The sequence below is a fragment of the Roseomonas aerilata DSM 19363 genome, from assembly GCF_000711725.1.
GTDB classification, from domain to species: Bacteria; Pseudomonadota; Alphaproteobacteria; order Acetobacterales; family Acetobacteraceae; genus Roseomonas; species Roseomonas aerilata.
In genome coordinates this window covers 131,698-156,674 of the sequence record NZ_JONP01000006.1, presented here as the reverse complement: position 1 = coordinate 156,674, position 24,977 = coordinate 131,698, and the positions used below count along the sequence as shown (strand labels likewise).

Here is a 24,977-nt window from a genome sequence, read left to right as displayed (position 1 = left end):
GTCCGGAGGCGGTGCTGCAACGAGTCAGCCGGGCCGCCAGGCGCGGTGATAGGGGTGGTTCGTGCGGATGCATTGCGCGCGGAACAGCGCCTCGGCCAGCAGGCCGCGCACGAGCATGTGCGGCCAGGTGAGGCGGCCGAGCGAGAGGCGGTGGTCGGCGCGGGAGAGCACCGACTCGTCCAGCCCCTCCGCGCCGCCGATGGCGAAGGCGAGGGGGCGGGCGGCCTCGGCCCAGCGGGCGGCGAGGGCGGCCAGCCGCTCGCTGTCCGGCATCTCGCCGCCGAGGTCGAGGGCGATGACGAAGGCGCCCTCTGGCAGGGCGGCGAGGATCGCCGCGCCCTCCCGCCGGCGCATCTCGGCGGGGGTGCCGCGCGCCTCCGGCAATTCCCGCAGGAGGAGGGATGGGCGCAGGCGGGCGTTGTGCTGCTCGAAGAGCGCCGCCTCCGGCCCGCCCCGGGCGCGGCCCACGGCGAGCAGGAGAGGCGGCGCCATCGGGGGCTAGTCCCCTTCCTCGTCGGAGGAGAGGTCGATGGTGCCGCCGTCGGGGCTGTCCAGCACCTCGTCGATCGGCAGGGCCTCGCCGTCCTCGGATGCAGGCTCCGACTCCAATTCCGAGTCTGGCATCATGCTCTCGGCCGCGGGGCTGTCCGGGCCCCACATGCGCTCGATCGCGTAGTTCGCCCGCGCCTCCGGCTTGAAGAGGTGGATCACAAGGTCGCCGGCATCGAGCAGCACCCAGTCGGGCGAGGCCTCGCGGCGCAGGCGGCGGATACCGTGCTCCGCGAGCGCGTCCTCGATGTGGCCGGCCATCGCCTCGATCTGCCGCTCCACGAGGCCCGTCGCGACGATCATGCGATCGGCGAAGGAGGAGCGGGTGGCGACGTCGAGCACGACCACGTCCTCCGCGCCGTCCGATTCGAGGCTGGTGACGGCGGCGCGCACCAGCTCGTCGATACGGTCCGGGCTCGGCGCAGGGCGCGGGGCGGCGCGGCCCCGCTTCTTCGGGCCGGCGGCCACCTCCCGCTTGCGCGGGGTGGGGGCGGACTCGGCCTCCAACTCCGCGATCCGCTCGGCCAGCGGGTCCGGCTCGGCCGCGGGGCGGCGGCGGAGGGCGTCCTCGGTGGTGCGGAGGGGCTTGCGCGGTGCCCTGGCCGGTGCGCGCTCGGCCGGGGCGGCCGCGCGGGCGGTACGGGGCGCGGCGGGCTTGGCGCGGGTGGTGGTGGCCGCGGTCCGGGCGGCAGGGGCCGCGGCGCGCGCGGGCGCCTTCCGCTCGGCGGCGGGCTTGGCGGTCCGGCTCGGCGCGGGCTTCGCCGCGCGCGTGGGGGCCGCCGGCTTGGCCCGCGCGGTCGCGGCGGGCGCTTTCGCCCGCGTCGTGGCGGCCGGGGCCTTGGTGCGGGTGGTGGTGGCGGCAGGGCTGCGCGCGGGGGCGCGGGCGGGCGCCGCGGCCTTCGTCCGGGCTGGCGTGGTCTTCGCCCGGGCGGGCGCGGCAGCCTTCGTCCGGGCGGGGGCGGCCTTCGCGCGGCTGGGCGCGGCAGCCTTGGCGGCGGGCCGGGCGGTCGCGCGGCTCGCGGTCGGCTTGGCCTCGGCTGCCCTCGTGCGCGCCGGGGCCTTGGCCGGTGCCTTCGCGGGCGGCCTGGTGGCGGCCCGCGCCGGCGCCTTGGCCGGCGGCTTCGCCGGGGCCTTCCGCGCGGTGGGCTTGGCCTGCGCGGGGGCCTTGGTGGCGGTTCCGCGGGCGGCGGGCGCCTTGCGGGTGGTCGTGGCGCCGGCTGCGCGGGTGCCTGTACGCGAGGCGGTGCCGCGGGCGGCGGGGCGGGGCGGGTCCTTCGGGGGGCGGGCCATGTCCGGCTCCTTTCTTGATGCGCGCGGGGCGCGTTGGGTTTCTACGCGCCCAGGGGATGGTGGCCAGGGCGCGATGGCGTTGTCAGACCTCGGCAGGCCGGAGGGCCGGGGCCGAGGGTTCGTTGATTGAATGGGGCGAGGCGGGCGCGGTTGCGATGGCGCGGAGCGCCCGGATGGCGGTGGCGCTCGCCGGGTGCTCGCGCGCCGGGATGAGGCACCAGCCGGCGTGGGCGCGCCCGGCCTGCCCGCCGGTGGAGGGGGATGCGCCCGACAGCAGCGCGCCGCAAGCCCTGCGATGGTGGCGCAGCGCCGTCGCCGCCGCCCCGTGCAGGGCGCGGCGCGTGTAGCCCGGCCGCGGCAGCACGGCCATGGGCGTGCGCTTCGCCAGCCGCCGCCAGCGGCGCCAGCGCGGCAGCTGCACGAGGTTGTCCGCCCCCATGATCCAGACGAAGCGCGCGCGCGGGAAGAGGCGGCGGAGCCGCGCGAGGGTGCGTTCGGTCTGGCGCAGGCCCAGCCGCGCTTCGATATCGGCCGCGATCACGTGGCGGCCGTCGGCGATGCGGCGGGCCGAGTCGAAGCGTTCCGCGAAAGGGGCCATGCCGTCGCCGGACTTCAGCGGGTTGCCGGGGGAGACGAGCAGCCAGACCTCGTCCAGCCGCAGGACGTGGCGGGCCATCTCCGCGACGTGGCGGTGGCCGGGATGGGCGGGGTTGAAGGAGCCGCCGAGCAGGCCGATGCGCACGCGCCGCCTGTCGCCCCATCGCCCTGGTTTGCGGTGGGAGAGGGTGGACGGGCGCGGCGCCAGGGCGCGGTCGAAGGGGAGGACGGGCGGCGGCAAGGCTTCAGACCGCGCCGCCGGAGGGCGAAAGGCTCAGGGCGTGCGCACCGCGACGGTGACGGGCTGCGCGACGAGCCCCTGGTAGGTGACGGTGAAGGTGCGCCCCGCCTCGGTCGGGGTGGCGGCGGAGAAGCCGCCGAGCGAGATGATTTCGCCCGCGCGCAGGCGGCGGCCGTCGCGCTTCAGGTCCTCCACCAGCCAGGGGATGACGTCCAGCGGGTGGCCGAGCAGCGCGCTGCCGGGGGCGCGGGAGAGCTCCTTCTGATCGGTTGCCAGAATCACCGTCATGCTCGCCAGCCGCGCCGCGAAGTCCGGCGTGGCCTCCGCCGGGATGGGATCGCCGAGCACGCCGAGGCGGGCGCCGACATTCGCGGCCACGAGATTCGTGCCGGTCATCTGCCCCTGGGCGAAGACGAGGTCCGGCATCTCGATGAAGGGGATCACCTGGTCGAGGTGGCGCAGGATCTGCACCCGGTCCGCGCCGGCCTCGTTGATCCCTTCGTCCCGCACGCGGACGAGGAGGTCGGCCTCGACATTCGGGAGGGCACCGAAGTCGTGCCGCACCTCGGCCGGGCTCGCGGCCGTGCCGTGGGCGCGAATGGTTGCTTGATAGATGGTGCCGCGGATGGGGTGCGGCAGGCCGAAGCGCTGCTGGGCGGCGGCGTTGGTCAGCCCGACCTTGTAGCCGACGGGCGCGCCGAGTTCCCGCGCGAGGATCGGCACGAGCTTCTCCCGCGCGCAGGTGGCGTCCTCCATCGAGAGGTTCGGGCCGTAGCCCTGGGCGGGACGGCTGGCGAGGATGTCGCCGGCCATGCGCGCGACATCCGCGTCGCTCGGGCAGGCCGCGAGGGCACCCGCCGCGGTCAGGGGCGCGGCGAGGAGGGCCGTTGCGGCGAGCAGGGCAGGGCGGCGCATGGTTCTCTTTCCTTCCCGTGGCGGGCGGTCAGGGGCGAACCTGGCCGGTCCCGATCACATGGTAGCGCCAGGTGCAGAGCTGCTCCAAGCCGACGGGGCCGCGGGCGTGCAGGCGGCCGGTGGCGATGCCGATCTCGGCGCCGAAGCCGAACTCGCCGCCGTCGCAGAACTGGGTGGAGGCGTTCCAGAGCCCGACCGCCGAGCCGAGCCCGTCGAGGAAGGCCTGAGCGGCCCCCGCGTCCTCGGTGATGATCGCCTCGGTGTGCTCGCTGCCGTGCCGCCGGATGTGGTCGAGCGCCGACTCGACACCGTCCACCACCGCGACGTTGAGGACCGGGGCGAGCCACTCGGTGGAGAAGTCGGCCTCGGACGCCGCGGGCAGCGCGGGCAGGATGGCGCGCGCCGCCTCGTCCGCGCGGAAGTCGCAGCCGAGGGCGCGAAGATCGCCCACCAGCAGCGGCAGGAGGTCGGGGGCGATGGCGCGGTCGATCAGCAGCGTCTCGGTCGAGCCGCAGACGCCGGTGCGGCGCATCTTGGCGTTGGCGAGGACGCTGCGGGCCATGCCGTGGTCGGCGCCCTCGTGGACATAGGTGTGGCAGAGACCCTCGGCATGGGCGAGGACAGGCACGCGCGCCTCCTCCAGCACGCGGGTCACCAGGCCCTTGCCGCCGCGGGGGATGATGAGGTCGATCAGCCCCGCGGCGCGCAGCATGGCGCCGACGAAGGCGCGGTCCGTGTTCGGGGCGGTGGCGACGCAGGCCTCGGGCAGCCCCGCGGCGCGCAGCCCGTCGAGGATGCAGGCGTGGATGGCGGCGGCGCTGTTCAGGCTCTCCCGCCCGCCGCGGAGAATGACGGGGCTGCCGGCCTTGAGGCAGAGGGCGGCGGCATCGGCGCCCACATTCGGCCGGCTCTCGTAGATCATGCCGATCACGCCGATGGGCTGCGCCACGCGGCGGAAGACGAGGCCGTTGGGGCGGGTCCATTCCGCCAGCACGCGGCCCACGGGGTCCGGCAGGGCCGCCACCTCCTCCAGCCCCACGGCCATCGCCTCGATGCGGGCGGGGGTGAGGGTGAGGCGGTCGCGGAAGGCGTCCGTTAGCTCGGGCGCGGCGGCGAGGTCGGCGGCATTGGCGGCCAGGATCTCGGCGCTCCGGGCGCGGAGGCTGGCAGCGGCGGTGGTGAGCGCGAGGTCCTTCACCGGTCGCGGGGCACGCGAGAGCACGGTTGCGGCGGCGCGGGCGGCCTGGGCGGCCCCTTCCAGCGCGGCGCGGGCGATGGCGGCGGAATCCGCCGCGGGATCGGTGATCGCGTTCATGACCGTATCGGTAGCGCCGCCGGGTGCCCGGTGGAAGCGCGGCGCGCCGGGGGCTGCCCCGCCACCCAGGCTTGCCAGCGCTGCCGGCCTGCCCGAGAACCAGGATGCATCAGAGAATGCAACGGAGGGAACCATGCGCTTCACCCAACCGGTGCTGGGCCGCCGTGCCCTGGCCGCCGCGGCCGCCGCGTCCCTTTCCGGCGCCGCGCGCGCCCAGGGTGTGTCCGGCAAGGTGACGGTGGTCACCTCTTTCTCCAACGATGTCACGGCCCCCTTCAAGCGCGCCTTCGAGGCCGCCCATCCCGGCACCACGCTGGAGGTGCAGAGCCGCAACACCACCGCCGGCGTGCGCTTCGTGCAGGAGACGCGCAGCAACAACGCGGTGGATCTCTTTTGGGCCTCCGCCCCCGACGCCTTCGAGGTGCTGAAGAAGGCGGGGCTGCTGGAGGCCTACAGGCCGCAGACGCAGGGCATCCCCGATACCATCGGTCCCTACGCGATCAACGACCCCGAGGGTTTCGTCACGGGCTTCGCGGCCTCCGGCTACGGCATCATGTGGAACGAGCGCTACATGCGCGCGAACCGCCTGCCGGAGCCCAAGGAATGGGCGGACCTCGCGAAGCCCGCCTATCACGATCACATCATCATCACCGCGCCGTCCCGCTCCGGCACCACGCACCTGACGGTCGAGACGATCCTGCAGGGCGAGGGCTGGGAGAAGGGTTGGGCGACGATCAAGGGCTTCTCGGGCAACCTCCGCCAGATCACGGAGCGCTCCTTCGGTGTGCCGGACGCGGTGAATTCCGGGCAGGTCGGCATCGGCATCGTGATCGACTTTTTCGCCTTCTCCGCCCAGGGCGCGGGCTTTCCGGTGAAGTTCGCCTACCCCTCCGTGACCACGGTGGTGCCGGCCAACATCGCGGTGGTGAAGAACGCGCCGAACACGGCGGGCGCGCGGGCCTTCATCGACTTCCTGCTCTCGGTGCAGGGGCAGGAGATCCTGCTGGAACCGACGATCCGGCGGCTTCCGGTGAACCCGGCGGTCTATGCGAAGGCGCCTCCCGGCTATCCCAATCCGTTCAACGGCACCATCGGCCTGCCGAACTTCCGCTTCGACCTCGGCGTGTCGGAGCGGCGCTACGCGGTGGTGGATGCGCTCTACGACCAGCTCGTCGGCACCAATCTTGAGGGGTTGAAGCGCGCGACCAAGGCGATCGGCGATGTCGAGACGCGGCTGGCGCGGCGGGACAACCCGCAGGCCCGCGCCCTACTGGAAGAGGCGCGAGCGCTCATCGCCGCCATGCCCGTGACGGCCGATGAGGCGGCATCGGACGCAGTGGCCGGCTCCTTCTCCGGCCGTGGCGGGCCGGGACCGCGCCAGGCCGAGCTGGAGCAGCGCTGGGCCGGCTTCGCGCGGGACAAGTACACCGCCGCCGCCGCCAAGGCTGCGGACGCTGCGAAGGCTGCCGGGTGAGCCTCGCCGCCACCGAGGCGACCGCCGCCACCCCGCCCGCCGCCCGCCTGCGCCGATGGGCGGCGCGGCCGGGGGAGGCGGTGGCCTTCGGGCTGGTCGCGGTGTTCCTCATCGCCTTCCTGGTGGTGCCGGTGCTGACGGTGATCACCGTCGCCTTTCAGGACCGGGCGACGGGCGGTTTCACGCTCGCCCATGTCGGGGACTTTCTGTCCAACGACCTCTTCATGCGGAGCTTCTGGAACTCCCTCTACGTCTCCCTCATGTCCGTGGTGGTGGCGAGCCTGATCGCGCTGCCGCTGGCCTATTTCACTACGCGGTTCGAATTTCGCGGCGCCGTGCTCGTGCAAACCCTGGGCGTGCTGCCGCTGATCATGCCGCCTTTCGCGGGGGCGGTGGCGATGGGGCTGCTGTTCGGCCGCAGTGGCAGCTTGAACCTGCTGTTGGGCGATTACTTCGACATCAACATCCCCTTCATGGAGGGGCTGAACGGGGTGATCTTCGTCCAGTCCATCCACTACTTTCCCTTCATCCTGCTCAACCTCTCCACCAGCCTGCGGAACATCGATCGATCGATGGAGGAGGCGGCGCAGAACCTCGGCAGCCACGGGTTCCGCCTGTTCCGACGCATCGTGCTACCGCTGGCCATGCCAGGCTACGTCGCCGGCGCCAGCCTCGTCTTCATCAAGGTCTTCGACGACCTGGCGACGCCGCTGCTGCTGAACGTGCGCGAGATGTTGGCGCCCCAGGCCTATCTGCGGATCACCTCCGTGGGGCTGGAGGACCCGATCGGCTACGTCATCTCAGTCGTGCTGATCCTGTTCTCCGTGCTGTCGCTCTGGGTATCGTCGCTGGCGCTGCGCGGGCGGGACTACGCGACGGTACAGCGGGGCGGGGGAGGGCTCGCGCGGCGGCGGCTGCCGCGAGGGCAGGCGTTGGCGGCCTATGCGCTGATCCTCACCATCCTCGCGCTCGTGCTGGCGCCTCATCTCGGGCTGTTTCTGCTCTCCATCGCCACGATCTGGTCCTTCGCGCCGCTGCCGGATGGCTACACGCTGGCGCACTACACGCGGGTTTTTGCCGAAAGCTCACAGTACATCACCAACACGCTCGTCTATGCCGGGCTTGCCGGGCTGATCGACGTGGTGATCGGCACGGCCATCGCCTATCTCGTGCTGCGGACGCGCATGGTGGGCGCGCGCTGGCTGGACTACCTGGCCATGTCGGCGCTGGCGGTGCCGGGGCTGGTGCTGGGCATCGGGTACCTCCGCACCTATTTCGGCGTGACCCTGCCGGATGGCACCTCGCTCGCGGCCTTCTGGGGGATCATCGTGCTGGCGCTGGCCGTGCGGCGGCTGCCCTATGCGCTTCGGGCCTGCACGGCGGCGCTCCAGCAGATTTCATCGAGCCTGGAGGAAGCGGCCGAGAACCTCGGCGCGCGGCGGCTGCGGGTGGTGCGCCGGATCGTGCTGCCGCTAATGGCCGGCGGGATCGCGGCCGGCTTCGTCACCTCCTTCGCGACGGCGGCGGTGGAGCTCTCGGCGACGCTGATGCTCGTGCAATCCAATGCCGATGCGCCGCTGGCCTATGGGCTTTACGTCTTCATGCAGTCGCCGGCCGGGCGCGGGGCAGGGGCGGCGCTGGGGATCATCGCGGTGGTCATCGTCGGCCTGTCCACTCTCGTCTCGCACCTGGTGACCGCACGCGGCGGGAAGGAAAGCGCATGAGCGACATCCTGGCGCGCGAGCCCGCGGGCATCCGGGTGGAGGGGGTGGACCTTTCCTACGGCGCCACCCGCGTGCTGCGCGACGTTAACCTCGAGATACGGCCGGGCGAGTTCTTCGCCTTCCTCGGCCCTTCCGGCTGCGGCAAGACGACGCTGCTCCGGCTGATTGCGGGGTTCAACCAGGCGCAGCGCGGGCGGGTGCTGGTGGGGGGCGCCGACATCTCGAACCTGCCGCCCTGGAAGCGCGACGTGGGGATGGTGTTCCAGTCTTACGCCCTCTGGCCGCACATGACCGTGCGCCGCAACGTCGCCTTCGGGTTGGAGGAACGGCGCGTGGCGCGGGCGGAGATCGCGGGGCGCGTGGAGGCGGCGCTGGCGCGGGTCGGGCTGGAGGGCATGGGGGATCGCCGCCCCTCGCAGCTCTCGGGCGGGCAGCAACAGCGGGTGGCGCTGGCCCGCACGGTCGCGGTGCGGCCGAAGGTGCTGCTGCTGGACGAGCCCCTGTCGAACCTCGACGCCCGCCTGCGCGTGCAGGTGCGGCGGGAGCTGCGCGAGATGCAGCAGCGCCTGCGCCTGACCACCATCTTCGTCACCCACGACCAGGAGGAGGCGAATACCGTCTGCGACCGGATCGCCGTGATGAACGACGGCGTGGTGCAGCAGGTCGGCACGCCGATGGAGCTCTACGACCATCCCGCCAACCTCTTCGTCGCGGGCTTTCTCGGCACCGCCAACATCATGCCGGGCAAGGTTCTGCGCGACGGTGCGACGAGCGCCTTCGAGATCGACGGCGGCACGCGCATTCCCCTGCCGACCGGCCTGGACGTGCCGCCCGGCGCCCGGCTGATGTTCCGTCCGCAGGACGTGGCGCTGCTTCCCCTGGGTGCGGAGGCGCCCGGCCGCCGCTTGCTGGAGGGGGAGGTGACGCACCGGGAGTTCCTCGGCGCCTCCATCCGCTACGGCGTGCGCGTGGCGGGGGCGGAGGTGCTGGTGGACGCCCCGCATACGGGGGGCGAGGGGCATCTGGCGGTCGGCGGCCGCGCGGCGCTGGCGCTGGACGCCGCGCGGGTGAAGCTGCTGGCGGGCTGAGCGCGCCTCAGCGCCGCTTGCCCATCCCGCCCATGCTGGCGAAGACCTGGGCGTCCTTGTTCTCCTGCATCAGCATGGAGAAGCTCGGGATCTTCTCGAAGCCGAGGCCCTGGGGCACGCCCGTGTCGGGGTCAGGCTGGATCTTGCCATAGGCCTCGCCCGAGACCTTCTCCCACTTCCCGGCGGGCTTCTTCACCTCGAGGTTCACCACCGTTGCCTTGAAGGCCATCCGGACGATGGCCTCCTTCGGGTTGGAGGGCTTGGTGAGGCTCGGGGCGCCGGCCATGACCTGCCAGCCGTTCTTCAGGGCCCAGGCGGTCAGCTCGTCCTTGTCCATCCGGCGTGCTCCTTAGATAAGAACCATGTCGTCGCGGTGCACGATCACGTCGCGCCCGCGCCAGCCGAGGATCGCCTCGATCTCGGCGCTCCGGCGGCCGGCGATGCGGCGAGCGCTTTCGGAGTCATACGCCGAAAGGCCGCGGGCGAGCTCGCGCCCATCGGTGTCCCGCACGGAAACGGGATCACCGCGGTCGAAACGGCCCTCCACTTCGCGCACGCCCGCCGGGAGGAGGGAACGGCCGTCCGCCAGCGCCCGCGCGGCGCCGTCGTCCACCACCAGCCGGCCGAGCGGGGCGAGCGAGCCCGCGATCCAGCTCTTCCGCGCCGAGCGGCCCTCGGGTGCCGGCAGGAACCAGGTGCAGGGCGCGCCCGCCAGCATAGAGGAGAGAGGGTTGGGCGCCGAGCCCAGCGCGATCGCCATGGCGCAGCCTGCGCCGGTGGCGATCCGCGCCGCGATGAGCTTCGTGCGCATCCCACCGGAGGAGTAGCCGGGCGGCGGCTCGCCCCCCATGGCCATGATCTCCTCCGTGATCCGCTCCACCACCGGCAGGTGGCGCGCCTCGGGGTCGCGGCGGGGGTCGGCGGTGTAGAGGCCGTCGATGTCGGAGAGCAGCACGAGCGCGTCTGCCTCGATCATCTCGGCGACCCGGGCGGCGAGGCGATCGTTGTCGCCAAAGCGGATCTCGGCCGTCGCCACCGTGTCGTTCTCGTTGATGACGGGCACGCAGCCGAGGCCGAGCAGCGTGCGCAGCGTCTCGCGCGCGTTGAGGTAGCGGCGGCGGTCCTCGCTGTCCTCCAGCGTGAGCAGCACCTGGGCAGCGGTCATGCCGTGGCCGGCCAGCGCCCCCTGCCAGGCGCCGGCAAGGCGGATCTGGCCGACGGCCGCCGCCGCCTGCTTCTCCTCCAGGCGGAGGGAGCGGCGGGTGAGGCCGAGGGTGTGGCGGGCGAGGGCAACGGCGCCGGAGGAGACGAGCACCACCTCCGCACCCCCGGCGCGCAGCCGCGCGGCGTCCTCGGCGACGGAGGCGAGCCAGTCCGCGCGCGGGGCCGCGGTCGCCGGGTCCACGACGAGGGCGGAGCCGATCTTGACGACGATGCGGCGGGCGGTGGCGAGGTCGGGCGGCAGCATGGGGCCGCCCTACCACGGGTGGGGCGGGGCGGCGACACCGCCGCCCGCGGGTCAGCGCCGGGCGGGCGGGGAGGGGGCCTCTTCCGGAACGTCCAGCCGCTCCTCGGCCTCCTCGGGGGACTTGCGCAGCTCGTCCTCGGGGTGGACCGCCTGGCGTTCCAGCCGGCGCGTCCGCTCCTCCAGGGTCTCGTCCTTCTCGCGCCCGTCCATGGGGTGGCCCTTCCTTCCGATGCCCGCCTGAAACGCCCGAGCGGGCGGCGGGTATCGGCCGGTCAGGCCGCCCCTTCCTCGACGGTGCTGCGCAGCTTCTGCTCGGGCAGGCCGATGACCAGCAGGAAGGCCGCGGTCATCACAACGCCGCTAAGGGCGAAGCAGCCCGTGAGGGCGGTGCGGTAGGCCTCGGCCAGCATGGCGTGCTGCGCAGGGCTGAGGGCGGCAAGCGCCTCGGCGCCCCCGCGTGTCAGGCCCTCTACGTCCACCGGCCCCGCCAGCCGGGCCGAGAGGATGGCGCCCGAACAGGCAACCCCCACCGCGCCGCCGAGGGAGCGCATGAAGGTCATGGCGCCCGTCGCCGCGCCGAGTTCCTTGTAGGCGACGGCGTTCTGCACGGCGGTGGTCAGGTTGGGCATGCCCATTCCCATGCCGAGGCCGAGCGCGCCCATGGCGATCAGGAAGGCCCAGGCCGGCGCCGCTAGCCAGGCGAGGGCGGCCAGGCCCGCCAGCGCCACCGCCTCCAACAGGAGGCCCGCCATGAGGAAGCCCTTGTTGCGCCCGAGCCGTGCCGCCGCGCGCCCGCCGAAGATGGAGGTGAGCACCATGCCGATCACCTGCGGCAGCATCATCGCCCCCGCCCGCGCCGGGCTCATCCCGAGGACGAGCTGGAAGTAGAGGGGCAGGAAGACCGTCGAGCCGAGCATGGCGAAGACCATCATCCCGCCCACGCTGACGCCGCGCGCGAAGACCGGGTTGCGGAAGAGGCCGAGGCGGACGAGCGGGTCCTCCGCCCGCGTCTCGCGCCAGAGGAAGGCGGCGAAAAGGGCGATCACCAGGGCCGCACCGCCGGCAGAGACGGCGGAGACCCAGGGGAACTCCACCCCGCCCCAGGCGAGGAAGAGCAGCAGTGCCGTCGTGCCGGCGGCCATCAGGACCGTGCCGAGGATGTCCAGCGGGCGCTTGCGCTTCGCCGCCGGAGCGCGGAGGCCGAACCCGATCAGCAGCAGCGCGATCGCGCCGAGCGGCAGGTTCACGTAGAAGACCCAGCGCCAGGAGAGGGTGGAGGTGATGATCCCGCCCAGCAGCGGCCCGGCGACGCTCGCCAGCGCGAAGGTGCCGGTGAAGAGCCCCTGGTAGCGCGGCCGCTCCCGTGGGGAGACGACATCGCCGACCGAGGCCTGGGCCAGCACCATCAGCCCGCCCGCGCCCAGCCCCTGCAGCGCGCGGAAGAGGATGAGCTGCCCCATGGATCCCGCCGTGCCGCAGAGCAGCGAGCCCGCGAGGAAGAGCCCGATCGCCACGAGGAACATCTTCCGCCGCCCATAGGTATCGGAAAGCTTCCCGTAGAGCGGCGTCGTGACGGTGGAGGACAGCATGAAGGCCGTCACCACCCAGGAGAGATGCGCCATCCCGCCCAGGTCCGACACGATGCGGGGGAGGGCGGTGTTGACGATGTTCTGGTCGAGCGAGGCGAGGAGGATCGAGAGCAGCGCGCCCGTCATCACCACGCGGCGGGAGGCCGGGCGCTCCGGGGGAGGGGCGGGATCGGTGGTCGCTTGGATGGGACGGGTCAGGGCGAGGGAATCGGGCATTCGGTGCGGTTCCGGTCCAGCCGCCGCCGCCCTACGGCGCGGCGGGGAGGGCTGGGGCGGCCAGGCTCCTGCTGCGTCGGGCTCTCGCTGCGTCGGGCCCTTGCTACGTTGGGGTTGTGCTGCGCCGGGGTGGGCGGCGATGCTTCTTTCCGGCCAACGCCCGGGCTTCAGGATCGTTCACCCCGCACCATGAGCTTCCACTCCCTCTACCGTCACGGCTTCGCGCGCCTCGCGGCCTGCACCCCCCAGGTCTCGCTGGCGAACCCGGCGGCAAACGCGGAGGCGGTCCTCGCCGCCGCGCGGGACCTCCACGCGCGCGGGGTGGCGGTCGCCGTCTTCCCGGAACTCGGCCTCTCCGGCTACTCGATCGACGACCTGCTGCTGCAGGACGTGCTGCTCGACGCCGTCGAGGCGGCGGTCGCGCGGATCGTCATGGAATCGGCTGACCTGCTGCCGGTGCTGCTGGTGGGCGCGCCGCTGCGGCACGAGGGGCGGCTCTACAACTGCGCGCTGGCGATCCACCGCGGCCGGCTGCTGGGCGTGGTGCCGAAGATCCACCTGCCGAACTACCGCGAGTTCTACGAGCGCCGCCACTTCGCCTCGGGCACTGGCACCGAGGGCGGCACGATCCGGATAGGCATGCTGGAGGCTCCTTTCGGCCCTGACCTTCTCTTCGAGGCCGAGGACCTGCGCGGCCTGGTGATCCATGCCGAGGTTTGCGAGGACCTCTGGGTGCCGAGCCCGCCGAGCAACGACGGCGCGTTGGCGGGGGCCACGGTGCTGGCCAATCTCTCGGCCAGCAACATCACCATCGGCAAGGCGGACACGCGGCGGCTGCTCTGCGCCTCGCAATCCGCGCGCTGCCTCGCGGCCTATGTCTATGCCGCGGCGGGGGCGGGCGAATCGACGACGGACCTTGCCTGGGACGGGCAGGTCTCGATCTACGAGAACGGCGCGACCCTGGTGGAGAGCGAGCGTTTCCCCTCGGGTCAGCAGGTCGCGATCGCGGATGCCGACCTCGACCTGCTGCGGCAGGAGCGGGCGCGGCAGGGCACCTTCGACGATAACCGTCGCCTGCACGCCCGGCCCTTCCGGCGCATCACCTTCCGGCTGGACCCGCCGATGGAGGATCTCGGCCTCGAGCGCCGGATCGAGCGCTTTCCCTTCGTGCCCGCCGATCCCGCCCGCCTCTCGCAGGACTGCTACGAGGCCTATGCCATCCAGGTCTCGGGCCTCATGCAGCGGCTGGGGGCGATCGGGAACCCGAAGATCGTGATCGGGGTCTCGGGCGGGCTCGACTCGACGCAGGCGCTGATCGTGGCGGCGCGGGCGATGGACCGCATGGGGCGGCCGCGCACTGACATCATCGGCTACACCATGCCCGGCTTCGCGACGAGCGAGGGCACGAAGAGCAGCGCCCACCGGTTGATGGCCTCGCTTGGGATCACCGTACGGGAGCTCGATATCCGGCCCGCCGCCCGGCAGATGCTGTCCGATCTTGGCCACCGGTTCGCGGGCGGCGAGCCCGTCTATGACGTGACCTTCGAGAACGTCCAGGCGGGGCTTCGCACCGACTACCTCTTCCGTGCCGCGAACAACGAGGGCGGCATCGTGCTCGGCACGGGCGACCTGTCGGAGTTGGCGCTGGGCTGGTGCACCTATGGCGTGGGCGACCAGATGTCGCACTACAACGTCAATGGCGGCGTGCCGAAGACCCTGATCCAGCACCTCATCCGCTGGGTGGCGGAGACCGGGCTCTTCGACGTGGAGGTCTCCGCCGTACTCGTGGACATCCTCGGCACCGAGATCTCGCCGGAACTGGTGCCAGCCGATGCGGGCGGGGCGATCCAGAGCACCGAATCGAAGATCGGGCCCTACGCGCTGCAGGATTTCACGCTCTTTTACGTGCTGCGCCACGGTTTCCTGCCGTCGAAGATCGCCTTCATGGCCGAGCGCGCCTGGTCGGACGCGGCCCGTGGCTTCTGGCTGCCGCACTTCCCAGAGGAGCGCCGCCGGGCCTTCGCGCTACCCGAGATCCGCCACTGGATGGAGGTATTCCTCTCCCGCTTCTTCGGCTTCAGCCAGTTCAAGCGCTCCGCCCTGCCGAACGGGCCGAAGGTCGCGGCCGGGGGCTCGCTCTCCCCGCGTGGGGACTGGCGGGCACCCTCGGACGGGAACGCGGCGGCCTGGCTGGCGGAGCTTCGGAATAACGTGCCGGAAGCGTGACGTCCCACACTGTGGCACGGATGCCGATTTTCGGCCCGGCCTGAGGTGAAAAGCCGCCTTGGCCCTTGTTGGGCTGCGGACTTCGTGGTGACTTCGCCGACTAAGCGCAACAGACAGGCGGTTTCACATGGCGAAGGCAGCGGCACCCAAGAAGCCTGCGGCGGCTAAGGCTCCTGCGGCCCAGGCTTCGGCAGACAAGGCCCCCGCGAAGGCGGCGGCGGCGGTGGTCAGCCTGAAGCAGCTCGCGGCCGGCCTCGCCGAGACGCATGAGATGCCGAAGAAGCAGGCGGAGACCCTGGTGAACGACTTCGTGCAGTCGCTCGCCGACCACCTGAAGGCCGGGGACAAGATCCGCATCAACGGCCTCGGCATCCTCGAGGTGAAGTCCCGCCCGGCCCGGATGGGCCGCAACCCGGCCACCGGCCAGCAGATCGAGATCGCGGCGAGCAAGAAGATCGCCTTCCGTCCGGCCAAGGAGCTGAAGGAAGCCGTCTGAGGCCCGTTTCAGCGGAAATGTTCCGGCCAGCTTCGACGAGCCCCACCCTCCGGTGGGGCTCGCTTCGTTTCTGGAGCCACTTTTCGGGCCTCGCTGCAGGGGGTGAGCGCCGGATTTGACCGCGTCGGGGTTGCCCCGGGGGCCTGCGGCAATTATCTGGCCCTTGTCAGGCCGCTCGACTCCGCCGCCTGTCCTGCGGCCATCCTTCCTCACTTTGAGTTTGAATCCCGCCCGCCCATGACGACACGTAACGATCCTCCCGTCGCGGCGGAAACCGATCGCGCGTCCGCGCCCGAGAACGTGCTCTGGCAGCACGCTGCTTTCTGCCGCCTCGGCCTTCCCGTTGCGCCCGGACAGGAGGCGTGGCGGCGTGAAGGAAGCGACGCCGCTCTCCGGATCTCTCCGGGCACGGCCGGCGAGACGCTGCCGGACGGGCCGGGCCTGCGCCTGCTGCTCTCCTTCCTCTGCGACTCCGCGCTGCGCGCGGGAAGCCCGACGGTCGCGCTCGGCGCCGACGCCGCGGCACTGGCCGCGCGCATGGGGCTGAGCGAGGGCGCGGCGGCGCCGCTGGCCGAGCAGGCGGAGCGGATGCTCACCGCGCGGATCGTCGTCAGCGTCGATGACGGGCCGGAGCTTTCGGTCCTCGATGCCCGCAGCCGCCCACGCGGCGGCACCTGGCCGGCTTCCGTGAAGCTTAACGCCCGCTTCCTCGCGAGCCTCGGGGAGAACGCGGTGGCGCTTGACCGCGGCATCCTCCGCGCCCTCTCCGCCTCGGCGGAGGCGATGGACGCCCATGCCTGGACGCGGGAGGTGCTGGCGCGCACGGGCGAGGACGGCACCTTCACCGCGCCATGGGCGGACCTGATGGCGCGTTTCGGCGCGCCCGGCGTCGATGCCGCAGGTTTCCGCGAGGCCTTCGAATCGGCGCTGCGGCTCGTCTTCGAGGCGGACCTGTCGATTGAACTGGCCGTGGACGACGACGGCGTGAGCGTTCGCCGCGCGCGGCCGGCGGCCCCCGAGCCGGTGGCTGCCGAGCCGCCCGCGCCGGTCGAGGCGCCTGAGCCGCCGCCTGTTCCCGCCCCGCCCCGCCCGCAGGAGGATCGCCCGCGCGACGAGCCGCGCGCGCGAGAAGAGCATCCTCGTGACGAGCGGCCGCGCGAAGATCGTCCGAGGGATGAGCGTCCGCGCGAAGCGCGCGAGGAGCGTCCGCGGGAAGATCGCCCGCGCGAGGAGCGGTCCCGTGAGGACCGCCCCCGGGACGAAAGGCCCCGCGAGGAGCGTTACCGTGACGACCGTCCGCGCGACGATCGGGTTCGGGACGAGCGCCGGCCGCGCCGCGACGACCAGCCCGATCAGGGGGCGGTGGACCAGATCAACGACGACATGATCCGGTTGCGCTCGCATCTCACGGGCCTGCCGCAGGTGGTCTGGCTGCGCCGCGGCCACGGGGACGAGAACATCCTCGTCGGCGTGACGCCCGGCGCGCGCCTCGACACGGACCGCCTGACGATCCTCATGGTGGAGCCGATCATCATGCAGGTGAGCGGCGGCCTGGGGCAGAGCGACTTCGAGCGCGTCTCGGCCTGGGTGATGGCCAACCGTGACCTGATCGACGACTTCTGGGAGGGGGGGATCGCCTCCGCCGAGGAGGTCAACCGTCGCGTCCGCAAGGCGCCGGGGCCGAGCTTCCGGTAGTCCTCATCGCGGCCCCGCACGTGCCGGGGCCGCGGTGCCGCCCTCGTGTGCGGGCGCGAAGTTTCCGAGGCCTCGCAAATCGGCGGATCGGCCCGACGTTGCATCGGGCATGCATCCTGTCTTCCTCAACCGCATCGGCACCGCCAACCCCGCCCACGAGGTCCACGGCACCTTCCGCGCCTTCGCGGAGGGGCTGATCCCCGAGGGCCGGGAGCGCCGCCTCTTCTCCCGCATGGCGGACCGGGCCGGTATCCAGCGCCGCTGGAGCGTGCTGGAGCCGGACGGGCGGCCGGGCCTCGTGGATGCCGAAGGCTTCTACGAATCGGGGCGCTTCCCCTCCACCCGCGACCGCATGCGGCGCTGGGAGGCCGAGGCGCCGGCGCTCGCCTTCCGGGCGATCGACGCGCTGGCGCCGGGAGAGGGGATCACTCATCTCGTCGTCGCCTCCTGCACGGGGTTCGCGGCGCCGGGGCTGGATCACGCGATCAGCGCGCATCTCGGACTCGATGAGAGCGTCGCGCGCACGAATGTTGGATTCATGGGCTGCCAGGCGGCAATCGTCGCGCTGCGGCTGGCGCACGCGGCGGTGCGCGCCGATCCAACCGCGCGCGTGCTGGTCGTGAACCTTGAGCTCTGCACATTGCACCTCCAGGAGCGGCCGGAGGTGGAGCAGCTTCTCTGCTTTCTGCTCTTCGGCGACGGCTGCTCCGCCGCCCTTGTCAGCGCCGATCCCGAGGGGCTGCGGCTGGACGGATTCCGCTGTGCCCTGATGCCGGAAGCCGAGGAGCAGATCGCCTGGCGCGTGGGCGACAACGGCTTCGACATGGTCCTCTCGGGCGAGGTGCCGAAAAGCCTTCTTCGCGCCCTGCCGCCGCGCCTGCCCGCGCTGCTCGCGGGGCTGGATGCGGGGGATTACGAGCTCTGGGCCGTGCATCCCGGCGGGCGCTCGGTGCTCGACGCGGTGGAGGAGTCCTGCCGGCCGCCGCAGGGCGCGTTGGCCCAGTCGCGCGCGGTTCTGGCGGAGCACGGCAACATGTCCTCCCCCACCGTGATGTTCGTGCTGGCGGCCATGCTGGCGGAGCGCGATCCGGGGCGGCGCGGGATCGCCATGGCCTTCGGGCCGGGCCTTTCGGCCGAGACGATGCGCTTCGCGACGGTCTGAGCGGCACCGGGTATGCTGCGTGCCCGCTCCTCCGCCCCGGAGATCATGGACGACGCCGCGCAGGACTTCGCCGCCTTCTCCGCGGCGCTGCGGGACCTCGAGCGCATCAACCGGATGAGCCTTGCCTATCGCCCGACGCTCCACTGGCTCGATGCGCTGGCGCGTCGGACCGGGGCGCGGCGGATGAGCGTGCTCGATGTCGGCGCGGGCGGCGGGGACATGCTGGCGAGGGTAGCGGCCTGGGGCGCCCGGCGCGGCGTGGCGGTGGAGCTGGCCGCGCTCGACCGCTCGCCCCATGCCGCGGCCCATGCGCGGGCGCGCCACCCGGGGCTTCCCGTCCGCTGGATCATGGCCGACCTTTTCGACCTCCCGGCCGAGGAGCGGTTCGACGCGGCGATCTGCGCGCTGTTCACCCATCATCTCGACGACGAGACGCTGGTCCGCTTCCTCCGCTGGATGGGCGCGCGGGCGCGGCTGGGATGGTTCGTCAGCGACCTGCACCGCCATCCGCTGCCCTGGGCGACGGTCTGGGCGGGGGTGCGGCTGCTGCGGATGGATCCGATGGTCGTGCATGACAGCACCGTCTCCATCGCCCGCGGCTTCTCGCGCGCGGATTGGGAGGGGCTGATCGCCCGCGCTGATGTTCCGGCCAGGTTGCGCTGGGCCTTTCCTTTCCGATGGACCGTCGCGGGAGAGGGCGGGGCGTGAGCGGGACGGTGGTGATCGGCGGCGGGCCGGCGGGCGCGGCCGCCGCCATCACCCTCGCGCGGGCAGGGGCGCGCATCACGCTGGTGGAACGTGAGGCCGGGCCGCGCGAGAAGGTTTGCGGCGAGTTCCTGGGACCGGATGCCGCGGCGCTGATGGAGGGCCTCGGGCTGCCGCTACCGGGGCTAGGCGCCGTGCCCATCCGCCGGGGACGGCTGGCGGCGGGGGGGTGGGACGCGGCCTGGGCGCTGCCCTTCCCGGCCTGGAGCCTGCCCCGGACGGTCATGGACGAGGCCCTTCTCTCGGCCGCCGGCGCTTCGGGCGCGGTGCTGCTGCGCGGGCGCGCGGTGGCCGGCGCGGTGCCGGAGGGGGGCGGCTGGTCGCTGCGCCTTTCCGATGGTGCCATCCTGCGCGCCGCGACGGTGGTACTGGCCACCGGAAAGCACGAGCTTCGCGGGCAGGCGAGGGCCGCGCGCGGCGGGTCCCTCGGCCTGAAGCTGCCCTTGCGGCTGGCAGCGCCGATGGACGAGGCGGTCGTGCTGCTGCCCTTCGCCGGCGGCTATGCCGGGCTGCAGCCGCGCGGCGGGGAGGGTGCGGGAGGGGAGGCGAACCTCTGCGCCGCCCTTCACGAGGCGGGGCCGGAGGCGCGGAATGCGGCGGCGCTGCTCGCCCGCGTCGCCGCCGGCTCAGCCCTCGCGTCGGGGCTTCTGCGGGGGGCGGAACCCCTGCTGGACCGGCCGCTTGCCGTGGCCGGCGTGCCCTACGGCTTCCGCCACCGCGACGCGCCCGCCGCCCCGGCCGGCCTCTACCGCGCCGGCGACCAGTTCGCGGTGGTGCCCTCCCTTGCCGGGGACGGGATGGCGATGGCCCTGGCGGGCGGGACCGCGGCCGCGCAGGCGATCCTCGGCGGTGTTCCCGCCTCCGGGTTCCACCGGGCGATGGACCGGCGGCTGGATCGGCCGATGCGCTGGGCGGGAGCCCTGGCGAGGCTGCTGGAGACCGCGCCGGGGGCGCTCGCGCTGGCGGCCCGTACGGTTCCGGCCGCGGCCCGGCTGGCGGCCGCGCGGACCCGGCTGGTCGATGCTGGCGGGATCTTCTGACCCTTTGGCCGCCGGGGAGAGGGACTCCGTTCCCGGCGGCGGCCCTTCAGTCCTGGCCCGGTGGAGGCGGAGCGACGGCCCTTCCTGTTGTAAATGCGATACGTTCCTCTGCCGGCAGCCGCCCCGGGCTCCACTTGCCGGGCAGCACCGTCGCGCGGCGCGGCGCGGCGCGGGCGCACTTCGTCGTGGATACCGTGAAGGCGGAGACGGTGCGGGTGCACCTCCCCGAGGGCAATACCTTCCGCCCCGTGCGTCGGGCCGGATCCGTCGAAGGTGGTGCCGCTCCATTACGCCGCGCTCCGGCCGGGCTTGAAGCCGCCGCGGCCAGAGCCGCAGCGGGGGAGGGGGCATGGCGGCGCTCGACGCCTGTCGCGACCTCGTGGAGAGGATGGTCGCGATCTGACCCCGGGCCGCGCCGCCAGGGCCCGGCGCCTTGATCGATGCTCTTCCCCGCGGCCTATAAGGGGCGCCGGTCGGGGAAGAAGAATGCCGTTCGTCTCATACGCCCAGAACTTCGAGGACGTGCTTCTCTGGCGGGCGCTGAGGAACGAGTTAGCCGGCTTCTACGTGGATGTGGGCGCGGCTGACCCGGAACATGACTCGGTCACCCGCGCCTTCTATGACCGCGGCTGGCGCGGCCTGAACATCGAGCCCCTGCCGGAATTCGCCGAGCGGCTGCGGCAGGCACGGCCGCGCGATACGAACCTTCAGCTCGCCGCGGGGGAGCGGGCGGGGACGGCCACCTTCTACGCGGCCCCCGGCACCGGGCTTTCCACGACGCGCGAGGATCTGACCGCCGCGATCGCGGCCCAGGGCTTCGCGATCGAGAGGATGGAGGTGCCCGTTCGGCCGCTCTCGGCACTTCTCGCCGAGCACGCGCCGACGGTCATCCACTTCCTCAAGATCGACGCGGAGGGGGCGGAGCGGGCGGTGCTGGCCGGCTGCGACTTCGATCTCTTCCGTCCCTGGATCGTGCTCGTCGAGGCGACGTGGCCGATGTCCACCCACGCATCGCACGAGGAATGGGAGCCGATCCTTCTCGAGGCCCGCTATGCCCATGTCTTCTTCGACGGGCTGAACCGCTACTATGTCGCGCGGGAGAAGCTCGCGGAGCTTGCGCCGCACTTCACGACGCCCGCTAACGTTTTTGACGATTTCGTCCGCGCGGCGGACCGGGGCGTGGCCGGGGAAAGGGCGGGCGTGGCGGCCCGGGCGGCGGTAGCGGAGGCCTCGGCCCGCGAGGCCTATGCCCAGGCCTTGGACGTCGCCCGCGAGATGGCGGCGCTGCGCGAGGCCGCGGTCCTTCGCGAGAGGGAGCAGGAGGAGGCCATCCGCCTCCGCGACGGGCAGCTTGCGGCCATGAGCGCCCATAACGATGCGATGGACGCGCATATCCGGGGCCTGACCGAAAGCCTGGCGGCCATGGAGCGTGAGGCGGCGGTGCAGCGGCGGATCGTGCGGAGAGGCCTGTCCTGGCTCCTGCGCGGGTCGATCCGTGTGGCCCGGCGGGCGCTGCGGCCCGCGCCGGGCCCGATCCTCTCCCTTCAACCGGCCGAGCCCGCGCTGCCGGCGCCCGAGGCGCCGCCCGCGGTGCCCCGGGCCGAGGTGGTCGAAAGCCCGATGGCGGCCTCGCGACGCGCGCCGCGCCCGCTGACGGCGGTGCACCAGGTCCACGCCTCCTCCGCCATCGACGACGGGGCGCTCGATGCGATGCTCATGCTGCGTCGTCTGCTGCGCGGCCTGGGCTATCGCAGCGAGATCTTCGTGGAGCGCCGCGCGGAGCGCCTGAAAGGCGAGCTGCGGCTGCTGGAGGAACTGCCGCTGCACGCGGACCACGTGCTGATCGTGCGGCACGCCGGCGGCGACGAGGAATTCGGCCGCGTGCTCGCCTCCGCGGCGCCGAAGGTTCTTCTCTCCCACAGCATCACGCCGCCGGCCTTCCTGAGCGGTGCGCCCGCGGCGGCCGCGCGGCTCGGGCGAGGGCAGCTCGAAGCGCTTCGGCCGCAGGTCGTCGCGGCGCTGGCGGAGGGCGAGTTCCACGCGAACGAGCTGCGCGCGCTCGGCTATTCGCCCGTGCGCGCCTGCGCGCTGCACTTCGACCTGGAGGCGCTGCGGCGCGAGGCGGCGGCCCAGCGTCGCACGGGCGGCGCGCGCCCCTTCACCGTGATCTTCATTGGCCGCATCAGCGAGTCCAAGGGACAGCGCGACCTGCTCGAAGCCTATGCGCGCTTCCGGGCGCTGATGGACCGGCCCTGCCAGCTCGTGCTCGTCGGCCGGGCCGATATGGCCGATGCGCCGCTCTTCCGTGCGCTGGACGACGCGCTGCGCGAGGGAGGGCTGGAGGGGGAGGTGGTGATCACCGGCCGCATCCCGAGGCAGGAGTTGCACGCCCGGCTCGCGGAGGCCGATCTCTTCGTCTCGCTCAGCCGGCACGACGGCTTTGGCCTGCCACTGATGGAGGCGATCCTGCACGGCCTGCCGGTGCTGGCCTGGCCCGGCGGCGCCATTCCCTACATCCTCGGCGGGGCCGGCGGCCTGCTCGACAGCCGTGACCCCGAGCGCGTCGCCGCGCGGATGCTGGAACTCGTGCGCGATCCGGAAGCCCGCACGGCGCTCGTCGCGGCGCAGCGGGAGGCGGTCGAGCGCTTCGCCCTGCCGCTCCAGCTTCCGGCGCTGAATGAGGCGCTGGCGATGGCGGGCGCGGTGCCGCCGCTCGACCGCTCGGCGCGGGAGGCGGTGCGGCCGAACCTGCGCTTCACCGTCACCGGACACGCCTCCGGCAGCTACAGCCTGGCGGCGGTGAACCGCACGCTCGCCCTCGCGATCGAGGCGGAGCGGCCCGGCGATGTGCGGCTGCGCCCGGTGGAGGGCGCGCGGACGGACGACATCTCGGGCATTCCGCCCGAGGAACTGCCGCTGGTCCGGCCGCTCGTGCAGCGTGGGCCGGCGGAGACGGGGCCGGAGGTGGTGATCAGCCAGCACTACCCCGTCCACCTGCCGGAGGAGCCGGGCGACCTGCCGCTCGCGATGCTGTTCTGGGAGGAATCCCTCCTGCCTGCCGCCACCATCGACGCGCTGGCCGCCGGCTTCCGCGCGGTGCTGGCGCCGACCGCCGTGGTGGCGAAGGCGCTGGTGGATTCCGGCCTGCCGATCCCGGTCCGCCTCGTCGGCCACGCGCCGGATCTGACGGGAATGGAGGAAATCGGGCGGCGGCGCGGCCGGCTGGACGAGAGCCCGGCCGATCCGGCCGACGTGGTCACCTTCCTGCACGTCTCCTCGCTTTTCCCGCGCAAGGGGGCGGACGTGCTGCTGCGGGCCTTCGCCCGCGCCTTTCGGCGGGCCGATCCCGTGCGGCTGGTGATCAAAGGTTTTCCCAACCCGCACAACACCATGCCCGAGGACCTGGACGCCCTGCGCGCGGCCGATCCGGAGGCGCCGGCCATCGAGCTGATCAACCGCGACCTGCCGGCGGAGGAGATGCGGTCCCTCTTCGCCGGGGCCGATGCCATGGTCCTGCCGACGCGCGGGGAGGGGTTCAACCTGCCGGCGGCCGAGGCCATGGCAGCGGGGGTGCCGCTGATTGTCACCGGCCATGGCGGGCAGATGGATTTCTGCGATGCGGAGACGGCCCGGCTGTTGGCCTGGCGCTTCGCGCCCTCCGGTAGCCATGTCGCGGCTTCGGGCTCGCTCTGGGTCGAGCCGGACGAGGACGACCTGGTGGAGGCGTTGCGCGGCATGGTGGCCGACCTTCGCAGCCCCGCCGGGCGCGCGATGCTGGCGGAGCGGACACGCCGGGCGCGCCAACTGGTGATGCAGCGGCTGCGTCGCGCGCCGCTGCTGCGCCGCCTGGAGGAACTGTCGCTCGACCTCCTCCTCGCGCCGCCCCGGCCGCCGCAGCGCGTCGCCTGGGTGACGAGTTGGGGGGTGCGCTGCGGCGTCGCGGAGTACACGCGCCAGCTCGTGCACGCGATGCCCGCGCATCCGGACATCGCCTCGCATGTCATCCTGCCGGACCGGCGCTGGAAGGTGGAGGAGGGGCAATCCGGCACGCCGGTCCATGAGGCGCGGCCTTGCTGGACCATCGGCGATCCCGCCAGCCTTTCCGCGCTCGCCGCGGCCATTGTCGCGGAGGATCCGCATGCCGTGGTCGTGGAGCACCAGCCGGGGCTGATCCCCTGGGAGGCGCTGCACGACCTTCTCGCCGATCCCGCAGTGGCGGACCGCGTCGTTCTCGTCGCCCTGCACAACACGCAGCACCTGCTGGAGCAGGAGGAGCCGCTTCGGCGCCGGATGGCCGAGGTGCTGGCCACCACGGGCCGGGTGCTGGTTCATTCGGTGGCCGACCTCGGGCGCCTCCGCACGCTCGGCCTCTCGGACAACGTCGCCCTGCTGCCACACGGGATGAAGGCGCCGCTGCCCCTGCCGCCCGAAACCGCGGGGCCGCCGGTCATCGGCTGCTACGGCTTCTTCCTCCCAGGCAAGGGCATCGGCGAGCTGATCCGGGCCCTGGCGGTCCTTCGCCGCCGCTGGCCGGAACTGCGCCTGCGCCTCGTGAACGCGGATTACGGCACGGCGGACTCAACGAAGGAAATCGCCCTCTGCCGCCTCATCGCGGAGGAGGAGGGCGTGGCCGACGCGATCGACTGGCATACGGACTTCCTGCCAACAGCCGAGTCTCTCCTCCTCCTCTCCGGCTGCACCGTTATTGCTCTTCCGAACCCCGCATCGAAGGAGAGCTGGAGCGGTTCCCTGAGCGATGCGCTCGTGGCCGGGCCGCCGGTGATGGTCACGCCGATTCCCATTTTCGAAGAGGCCGGCGACGCGGTGTTTCGTGCCGAGGGAACGGATGCGGCTGCCCTGGCCAGCGGCCTGAATGCCCTTCTCTCGGACCCGGCGGCGCGGGTGGCCGTGCAGGCCTCGGCCCGCGCCTGGCTGGCGGCGCGGTCCTGGGACAAGGTCGCGCGGCGCTTGCAGGGGATGATCCTCGGGCTCGCGGCGGCGCGGCACATCGAGCGGTAGTCGGCTCGATCTGCGGAGCCGGCGCCCGTGTCTCCGGGGAGAGGAAGAAGGAATTCTTCCTCTCCCCGGACCCCTCACCATCATCTTCTTTTATTTGTTGGAGATGTC

The 24,977-nt window shown here is 72.8% G+C and carries 19 protein-coding genes; 10 read left to right on the top strand and 9 right to left on the bottom strand.

Annotated elements, in window-relative coordinates:
* Nucleotides 1-24 precede the first annotated feature (24 nt).
* The 5 genes from BO39_RS09075 to BO39_RS09050 form a co-directional block, all read right to left on the bottom strand.
* The gene (locus BO39_RS09075; protein WP_043832207.1) at nucleotides 25-492 is read right to left on the bottom strand and encodes a 23S rRNA (pseudouridine(1915)-N(3))-methyltransferase RlmH; all 468 of its coding nucleotides are present in this window, start codon (nucleotides 490-492) and stop codon (nucleotides 25-27) included.
* A 6-nt stretch (nucleotides 493-498) separates the two neighbouring features.
* On the bottom strand, nucleotides 499-1,839 hold the full coding sequence (gene rsfS, locus BO39_RS33925; RefSeq protein WP_052401845.1) for a ribosome silencing factor: 1,341 nt from the start codon (nucleotides 1,837-1,839) through the stop codon (nucleotides 499-501).
* A gap of 82 nt (nucleotides 1,840-1,921) precedes the next feature.
* A complete protein-coding gene (locus BO39_RS09060) occupies nucleotides 1,922-2,677 on the bottom strand; it encodes a nicotinate-nucleotide adenylyltransferase (protein WP_342666317.1) in 756 nt (251 codons plus the stop codon).
* 33 nt (nucleotides 2,678-2,710) lie between these two features.
* On the bottom strand, nucleotides 2,711-3,592 hold the full coding sequence (locus BO39_RS09055) for a 2-keto-4-pentenoate hydratase (protein WP_043832205.1): 882 nt from the start codon (nucleotides 3,590-3,592) through the stop codon (nucleotides 2,711-2,713).
* 28 nt (nucleotides 3,593-3,620) lie between these two features.
* The gene (locus tag BO39_RS09050; protein WP_043832203.1) at nucleotides 3,621-4,907 is read right to left on the bottom strand and encodes a glutamate-5-semialdehyde dehydrogenase; all 1,287 of its coding nucleotides are present in this window, start codon (nucleotides 4,905-4,907) and stop codon (nucleotides 3,621-3,623) included.
* A gap of 133 nt (nucleotides 4,908-5,040) precedes the next feature.
* Here BO39_RS09050 and BO39_RS09045 point away from each other — a divergent pair, with 133 nt between their 5' ends.
* The 3 genes from BO39_RS09045 to BO39_RS09035 are packed head-to-tail and all read left to right on the top strand — an operon-like array spanning nucleotide 5,041 to nucleotide 9,193.
* The gene (locus tag BO39_RS09045) at nucleotides 5,041-6,381 is read left to right on the top strand and encodes an ABC transporter substrate-binding protein (RefSeq protein WP_156963601.1); all 1,341 of its coding nucleotides are present in this window, start codon (nucleotides 5,041-5,043) and stop codon (nucleotides 6,379-6,381) included.
* Nucleotides 6,378-8,105 (top strand): ABC transporter permease, encoded by a 1,728-nt coding sequence (locus BO39_RS09040; protein ID WP_043832201.1) that lies wholly within the window; start codon nucleotides 6,378-6,380, stop codon nucleotides 8,103-8,105. Before BO39_RS09045 ends, BO39_RS09040 begins: the two co-directional genes overlap by 4 nt.
* Nucleotides 8,102-9,193 carry an ABC transporter ATP-binding protein gene (locus BO39_RS09035; protein WP_052401844.1) on the top strand — a complete coding sequence of 364 codons (1,092 nt, stop codon included), beginning with the start codon at nucleotides 8,102-8,104 and terminating at the stop codon, nucleotides 9,191-9,193. Before BO39_RS09040 ends, BO39_RS09035 begins: the two co-directional genes overlap by 4 nt.
* A gap of 7 nt (nucleotides 9,194-9,200) precedes the next feature.
* Here the strand turns inward: BO39_RS09035 and BO39_RS09030 are convergent, their stop codons facing one another.
* The 4 genes from BO39_RS09030 to BO39_RS09020 all read right to left on the bottom strand — a co-directional run bounded on the left by BO39_RS09030 (nucleotide 9,201) and on the right by BO39_RS09020 (nucleotide 12,466).
* A complete protein-coding gene (locus BO39_RS09030; RefSeq protein WP_043832199.1) occupies nucleotides 9,201-9,530 on the bottom strand; it encodes a hypothetical protein in 330 nt (109 codons plus the stop codon).
* 12 nt (nucleotides 9,531-9,542) lie between these two features.
* Entirely contained in the window at nucleotides 9,543-10,661 is a 1,119-nt protein-coding gene (gene proB, locus BO39_RS09025) for a glutamate 5-kinase (RefSeq protein WP_043832197.1), read from the bottom strand.
* Between the two features lie 51 nt (nucleotides 10,662-10,712).
* The gene (locus BO39_RS32500; RefSeq protein ID WP_156963600.1) at nucleotides 10,713-10,871 is read right to left on the bottom strand and encodes a hypothetical protein; all 159 of its coding nucleotides are present in this window, start codon (nucleotides 10,869-10,871) and stop codon (nucleotides 10,713-10,715) included.
* 62 nt (nucleotides 10,872-10,933) lie between these two features.
* Nucleotides 10,934-12,466 (bottom strand): MDR family MFS transporter, encoded by a 1,533-nt coding sequence (locus BO39_RS09020; RefSeq protein ID WP_052401843.1) that lies wholly within the window; start codon nucleotides 12,464-12,466, stop codon nucleotides 10,934-10,936.
* Nucleotides 12,467-12,655: 189 nt separating this feature from the next.
* Between BO39_RS09020 and BO39_RS09015 the strand changes: the two genes are divergently transcribed.
* From BO39_RS09015 to BO39_RS08980, 7 genes are all read left to right on the top strand, one after another.
* Nucleotides 12,656-14,692, top strand: a complete 2,037-nt coding sequence (locus tag BO39_RS09015; RefSeq protein WP_043832194.1) for an NAD(+) synthase — start codon at nucleotides 12,656-12,658, stop codon at nucleotides 14,690-14,692.
* A 127-nt stretch (nucleotides 14,693-14,819) separates the two neighbouring features.
* Complete coding sequence (locus BO39_RS09010; RefSeq protein ID WP_043832192.1) at nucleotides 14,820-15,188, top strand: HU family DNA-binding protein; 369 nt, start codon at nucleotides 14,820-14,822, stop codon at nucleotides 15,186-15,188.
* A 237-nt stretch (nucleotides 15,189-15,425) separates the two neighbouring features.
* Nucleotides 15,426-16,883: a replication initiation protein gene (locus BO39_RS09000; protein ID WP_052401842.1), complete on the top strand. Its 1,458-nt coding sequence runs from the start codon at nucleotides 15,426-15,428 to the stop codon at nucleotides 16,881-16,883.
* A 109-nt stretch (nucleotides 16,884-16,992) separates the two neighbouring features.
* Nucleotides 16,993-18,045 carry a type III polyketide synthase gene (locus tag BO39_RS08995; protein WP_043832184.1) on the top strand — a complete coding sequence of 351 codons (1,053 nt, stop codon included), beginning with the start codon at nucleotides 16,993-16,995 and terminating at the stop codon, nucleotides 18,043-18,045.
* 12 nt (nucleotides 18,046-18,057) lie between these two features.
* Nucleotides 18,058-18,753, top strand: coding sequence for a methyltransferase domain-containing protein (locus BO39_RS08990; protein WP_043832182.1), 696 nt, complete (start codon nucleotides 18,058-18,060; stop codon nucleotides 18,751-18,753).
* Entirely contained in the window at nucleotides 18,750-19,850 is a 1,101-nt protein-coding gene (locus BO39_RS08985) for an NAD(P)/FAD-dependent oxidoreductase (RefSeq protein ID WP_043832180.1), read from the top strand. The genes BO39_RS08990 and BO39_RS08985 overlap by 4 nt, the downstream gene beginning before the upstream one ends.
* Before the next feature lie 486 nt (nucleotides 19,851-20,336).
* The gene (locus BO39_RS08980) at nucleotides 20,337-24,869 is read left to right on the top strand and encodes an FkbM family methyltransferase (protein WP_043832177.1); all 4,533 of its coding nucleotides are present in this window, start codon (nucleotides 20,337-20,339) and stop codon (nucleotides 24,867-24,869) included.
* Nucleotides 24,870-24,977 lie beyond the last annotated feature (108 nt).

Bases quoted from the DNA above. Each gene is read 5' to 3' on its own strand.
- BO39_RS09055 (WP_043832205.1), bottom strand. From the start codon at position 3,592: ATGCGCCGCCCTGCCCTGCTCGCCGCAACGGCCCTCCTCGCCGCGCCC.
- BO39_RS09015 (WP_043832194.1), top strand. From the start codon at position 12,656: ATGAGCTTCCACTCCCTCTACCGTCACGGCTTCGCGCGCCTCGCGGCC.
- BO39_RS09020 (WP_052401843.1), bottom strand. From the start codon at position 12,466: ATGCCCGATTCCCTCGCCCTGACCCGTCCCATCCAAGCGACCACCGAT.
- BO39_RS08990 (WP_043832182.1), top strand. From the start codon at position 18,058: ATGCTGCGTGCCCGCTCCTCCGCCCCGGAGATCATGGACGACGCCGCG.
- BO39_RS08995 (WP_043832184.1), top strand. From the start codon at position 16,993: ATGCATCCTGTCTTCCTCAACCGCATCGGCACCGCCAACCCCGCCCAC.
- rsfS (WP_052401845.1), bottom strand. From the start codon at position 1,839: ATGGCCCGCCCCCCGAAGGACCCGCCCCGCCCCGCCGCCCGCGGCACC.
- BO39_RS32500 (WP_156963600.1), bottom strand. From the start codon at position 10,871: ATGGACGGGCGCGAGAAGGACGAGACCCTGGAGGAGCGGACGCGCCGG.
- proB (WP_043832197.1), bottom strand. From the start codon at position 10,661: ATGCTGCCGCCCGACCTCGCCACCGCCCGCCGCATCGTCGTCAAGATC.
- BO39_RS09075 (WP_043832207.1), bottom strand. From the start codon at position 492: ATGGCGCCGCCTCTCCTGCTCGCCGTGGGCCGCGCCCGGGGCGGGCCG.
- BO39_RS09035 (WP_052401844.1), top strand. From the start codon at position 8,102: ATGAGCGACATCCTGGCGCGCGAGCCCGCGGGCATCCGGGTGGAGGGG.
- BO39_RS09030 (WP_043832199.1), bottom strand. From the start codon at position 9,530: ATGGACAAGGACGAGCTGACCGCCTGGGCCCTGAAGAACGGCTGGCAG.
- BO39_RS09050 (WP_043832203.1), bottom strand. From the start codon at position 4,907: ATGAACGCGATCACCGATCCCGCGGCGGATTCCGCCGCCATCGCCCGC.
- BO39_RS09045 (WP_156963601.1), top strand. From the start codon at position 5,041: ATGCGCTTCACCCAACCGGTGCTGGGCCGCCGTGCCCTGGCCGCCGCG.
- BO39_RS09010 (WP_043832192.1), top strand. From the start codon at position 14,820: ATGGCGAAGGCAGCGGCACCCAAGAAGCCTGCGGCGGCTAAGGCTCCT.
- BO39_RS08980 (WP_043832177.1), top strand. From the start codon at position 20,337: ATGCCGTTCGTCTCATACGCCCAGAACTTCGAGGACGTGCTTCTCTGG.
- BO39_RS09000 (WP_052401842.1), top strand. From the start codon at position 15,426: ATGACGACACGTAACGATCCTCCCGTCGCGGCGGAAACCGATCGCGCG.